The following is a 3,161-nucleotide window of genomic DNA, read 5'->3' as shown; positions in this document are numbered from 1 at the left end:
AGACTCTTTCGTGTCCGATTCCCGGTCGAAGCGGGTTTCGCTTTCCAGGTCTTCGCTTTCGCGTTTCCCTTTCCGGCGATTCCGACTCTATCAGAAGTTTTCCACCGGATTTCCCGGCTTCGGATTCCTGAATGAGGAGTCGATTGCGTCCCGATGGAATTCGATTCCTGTGGGGACGGTAGTGATTCTAAACCATCACTACCGAACTTGTCCAGTTCGAGGCAACCGTTCGAATCTACCTCCACACCGCGACCGTGTCAACAGTCGCTGCGGGACGACGAGGAGACTAGCAGCTCAGCGGCGTCGTCCGCACATCAGGCGGCCGTCGGCAGCGTGGCCGTCCGGTCGGCGGCCTCCACGTCGCCCACCTCACCTGCGCGCGCAGCACGGCCGCCCAGGACGTAGACGTAGACCAGGAAGGCGGCTTCGGCGACGACGCCGATCGCGATGCGGGCCCAGGTCGGGAGGCCGGAAGGGGTCACGAAGCCCTCGATCAGGCCCGATACGAAGAGCACCACCGCCAGGCCGATCGCCATGCCCAGGGCGGCGCGGCCCTGTTCTGCGAGGGCGGCGCGGCGGGTGCGCGGGCCCGGGTCGATCACCGTCCAGCCGAGGCTGAGGCCGGTGCCCGCGGCGACGAAGACCGCCGTCAGTTCGAGCAGGCCGTGCGGCAGGATCAGGCCGAGGAAGACGTCGAGGCGGCCCGCGGAGGCCATCAGACCGATACCGACCCCGAGATTGGCCATGTTCAGGAAGAGGATCCAGAGCACCGGGATCCCCAGGAACGCGCCCAGGACCAGGCACACCGCGGCCGCCTGGGCATTGTTCGTCCAGACCTGGGCCGCGAACGACGCCGCGGGATGACTGGAGTAGTACGTCTCGTACCCGCCGCCGGGCTCCGTGAGCGCCTTCAGCTGCTCCGGCGCCGCGACGGCGCCCTGGACCTCCGGGTGGGTGGCTATCCACCAGCCGATGAGGACGCCGACCGCGGTGGAGAGCAGCGCGGTCGGTATCCACCAGCGGCGGCTGCGGTAGACGGCGGCCGGGAAGCCGACGGTGAAGAAGCGGGCGGCGTCGCGCCAGCCCGCGCGGCGGGCGCCCGTCACGGTGGCGCGGGCGCGCGCGACGAGCTGGGTCAGGCGGCCCGTGAGAACGGGGTCGGGGGCGCTGGACTGGAGGAAGGAGAGGTGGGTGGAGGTCCGCTGGTAGAGCGCGACCAGTTCGTCCGCCTCGGTGCCGGTCAGTCGGCGGCCCCGGCCCAGGAGCTGTTCCAGGCGGTCCCACTCCGCCCGGTGGGCCGTCACGAAGACGTCGAGATCCATCCGGTTACCGCTCCCCTGCCCCAGGACCCTGCTTCTGCTTACTCCTACCGTGGTCAGCTTGGCAGACTGGACGGCAAAGGGGCGGGTCCGGTCACGGGAAAGGTGTGCAGGGTGAGCGATCTTGTGACGGGGGACGCGGTCGTCCTGGGTTTGCGGCCGGCCAGACTTCCGAGCCGGTCTCTGGCGATCGTCCTCGACCTCGTGGTCTACCTCACGGGCTACCTGCTCATCTCCATCGGGCTGGCCTTCGCGACCGCCTCGCTGGACGGGGCCGCACAGGCGGCCGTGGCAGTGGCCGGCTTCCTCCTGCTGCTGGTCGGGGTCCCCATCGCGGTGGAGACGCTGACCCACGGACGCTCGCTCGGCAAACTCGCCTGCGGACTGCGGGTGGTGCGCGACGACGGTGGGCCGATCCGGTTCCGGCACGCGCTGGTGCGCGGGGCGCTGGGCGTCGTGGAACTGCTGGGCACCTTCGGGGCCGTGGCCTGCATCGCCTCGCTGGTCTCGGCGCGGGGCCGACGGCTCGGGGACGTGTTCGCGGGGACGCTGGTCGTCCGGGAGCGGGTGCCGGGGGCGCGTGTGATGCCGGTGCCCCCGCCGCCGCCGTGGCTGGCCGGGCGGTTCTCCGGGCTGGACCTGTCGGCGGTGCCGGACGGGCTGTGGCTGGCGATACGGCAGTACCTGACGCGGATGAACCAGCTGGATCCGCAGGTGGGTGCCTCGATGGCGGCGAAGCTCGCGGACGACCTGGTGGCCCGTACGGGGGCGCCTGCGCCGGTGGGGGTCCCGGCTGCCGCCTTCCTGATGGCGGTGGTGCACGAGCGGCAGGCGCGGGATGCCGCTCGGGCGTTCGGTGCCGGGCCCGTGCCCGGTGGCGCTCCCGCTGCGCCGGTGCCGGTGCCGGTCCCGGTGCCGGTGATGCCCGTCGTTCCGCAGGCTTCCGTTCCCGTCGTGCCCGTCGTGCCCGTCGAGCCCGTCGAGCCCGTACGGCGGACCGGGTTCGCTCCGCCCGCCTGAGCGGCGCAGGCTAGGCCTCGAAGGTGGAGGGCGGGCTCTCCAGGTGTTCGAGCTCGATGCCGGGGGCCGAGAGGACCACGTCCCCGGCCAGGTGGACCGTGTGGACCTCTCCGGTGTCCAGGGCGCTGATCCGGTACTCATCCACGACCAGCGGGCCGCTGGGCGTCGCGTGCTGCGCGCGCGCCAGCAGCGCCCAGGCCTGGTCGACCGTACGGGGCGCCAGCACCGGGTCGGTGAGGGCCACGAGCCGGACCCGGGTGGCGGGCGCGCCGGGGGTCAGGCGCAGCAGACGGGCCGTCGCGATGAGGAAGGCCGGTGAGGTGCCGGTGAAGCCCGCGGCACGGGCGTTGCCCTCGGTGGCCTCGGTGCCGGTGGGGTCGGAGCGGACCCAGGTGACGCCGTCGATGGCGGCTCCGCGGACCTGCCAGCTGGAGGCGTTCGCTTCGAGGCGGATGGGACGGCCTAGTTCGTCGATCGCCAGGTCGACCGAGCCACGGTGTTCTCCGTCGGGGCCGGTCAGCTGGGAGACGTAGCGCCATCCGGAGGGGCCGGGCGCGCAGTGGAAGTGCTCCTCGCCGAGGGGGGTGTGGTCGTGCGGGTCGTGGAGCGAGTAGCGGCCACGGGGCATGGGCTGTGGTCCTTGCTGGCTGGCGTGGTGCGTGCGTACGGGGCAGGCCCCCGGCACGGGTGCCGGGGGCCTGGCTCGGTGCTGTGGATCCGCGGGGATCGGTAGCGGATCAGTAGCGGTAGTGGTCCGGCTTGTACGGGCCCTCGACCTTGACGCCGATGTAGGCGGCCTGCTCCGGGCGGAGCGTGGTGAGC

The 3,161-nt window shown here is 71.8% G+C and carries 4 protein-coding genes; 1 reads left to right on the top strand and 3 read right to left on the bottom strand.

The genetic code is table 11. The features are described 5' to 3' along the window. Positions 1-314: 314 nt before the first annotated feature. Entirely contained in the window at positions 315-1,322 is a 1,008-nt protein-coding gene (locus ABZZ20_RS36630; protein WP_356877347.1) for a stage II sporulation protein M, read from the bottom strand. Positions 1,323-1,433: 111 nt separating this feature from the next. On the opposite strand from ABZZ20_RS36630, the gene ABZZ20_RS36625 reads away from it, so the two are divergent. Then, entirely contained in the window at positions 1,434-2,339 is a 906-nt protein-coding gene (locus ABZZ20_RS36625) for an RDD family protein (RefSeq protein ID WP_356877345.1), read from the top strand. A 10-nt stretch (positions 2,340-2,349) separates the two neighbouring features. Here the strand turns inward: ABZZ20_RS36625 and ABZZ20_RS36620 are convergent, their stop codons facing one another. Together ABZZ20_RS36620 and ABZZ20_RS36615 are read right to left on the bottom strand one after the other, a co-directional pair. Continuing rightward, on the bottom strand, positions 2,350-2,967 hold the full coding sequence (locus ABZZ20_RS36620; protein WP_356877343.1) for a hypothetical protein: 618 nt from the start codon (positions 2,965-2,967) through the stop codon (positions 2,350-2,352). Between the two features lie 109 nt (positions 2,968-3,076). Beyond that, the coding region (locus tag ABZZ20_RS36615) for an adenosylhomocysteinase (protein WP_356877348.1) at positions 3,077-3,161 on the bottom strand (85 nt) is incomplete at its 5' end.

Source organism: Streptomyces sp. NPDC006430, assembly GCF_040612395.1.
Classification (GTDB): Bacteria; Actinomycetota; Actinomycetes; order Streptomycetales; family Streptomycetaceae; genus Streptomyces.
Note: the sequence above shows the minus strand (reverse complement) of the source record. Positions and strands in the feature narration are given on the sequence as shown.